1 protein-coding gene is annotated in these 1118 nt (G+C 46.0%); it reads right to left on the bottom strand.

Annotation, left to right across the window (positions count from 1 at the left end; translation table 11 throughout):
• On the bottom strand, positions 1 to 906 hold a 906-nt coding region (locus KDK17_RS16970), incomplete at its 3' end, for a hypothetical protein (RefSeq protein WP_257275161.1).
• Positions 907 to 1118 lie beyond the last annotated feature (212 nt).

The following is a 1118-nucleotide window of genomic DNA, read 5'->3' as shown; positions in this document are numbered from 1 at the left end:
CCATGCCTGCTCTCTGTCTTTTAATCCAAATGCCCCATTCATCATTTTGATGCCAGAACAGTAATTGCGAAAGACGCCCCCCATATAGTGGTCGGGATCCGACAGATGAGCTACGTCAATGGATAAATCATTGCCAAACTGATCAACGACGCTGTTACAGGTAGAATCGACAAAGCTCAGAACGTTTTCTCTGGGCCATAAGTATATAGAGAACAACACACCACTGCTTTGTGGTGAAACGGGTGTTGGAGGATCCGTTCCAGTGGTTACAGCTATAACGGTTTGAGTGTTTTTCATAGTCAACTGCACTTGCCCTTTTTTCTGAAAACATCTTACGCTCAGTGCAGCGTTTTGAGTGTTGGTTGATCCTGGTAGACCTTTTAAAAGATCAAACTCAGAGTGCAAAAATCGGTAGACGAAATGTTCTTCTGTACCAAACTCACCATAATTGCTACAGCCCAGATCTACCGGCCTGATCCTCATATCGTTATCCGCTGGATCAAGTACCACCCTGATGTTGTCTGCAACAAAAATACCCGCGCCCCTCAGTTCCAGAATACCCGCCGGTATATAATCCCCTGTGGCCGGGGTTGTACCAGGGTCTCCTGTGGTAGCCGTTGCTGATGAATCATCGCTATCCAAAGGATGTCTGGAATCGACTTCGATATTCGCCAGATAATAGACAGAATCATTATGGGTTGCCGAGATCACGTAGTGACTCTCTATGCCTCCCTCAATAACAAATTCAGGCAGGATATCCACTCTGTTCCCCACAAAAGCCGAGTTGTCCGGTAACTGAAAACCGTTGACTCTTCTGATGCTATCAGAAACGGGCTCTGACAATGGCAATTCATAAACCGCTGGCTGTCCCTTTCCGGGCGATTGCTCTGCATCAAAGATAAACAAGGTTGGATAGACCGTTTGAAAAACCTCATGACCCAGTTTTGATGTTGTAGCGGATACTTTTCTAATCCTGACTGTTTCAGAAATTGGAGCTGCAGCTGGGGGAGAACTACGGGGAATGCCTGAGGAAGTGCTCGGGGAAGATGTTACCGGTGGTATTTGATTATTCTTTTCTCTGATGAGAGCCTTAAAAACAGCTAAATGATGACTGCACA

The organism is Endozoicomonas sp. SESOKO2, from assembly GCF_024606245.1.
Taxonomy (GTDB): Bacteria; Pseudomonadota; Gammaproteobacteria; order Pseudomonadales; family Endozoicomonadaceae; genus Endozoicomonas_A.
The sequence above is the reverse complement of the archived record's forward strand: the minus strand, read 5'-3'. Positions and strand labels throughout refer to the sequence as shown.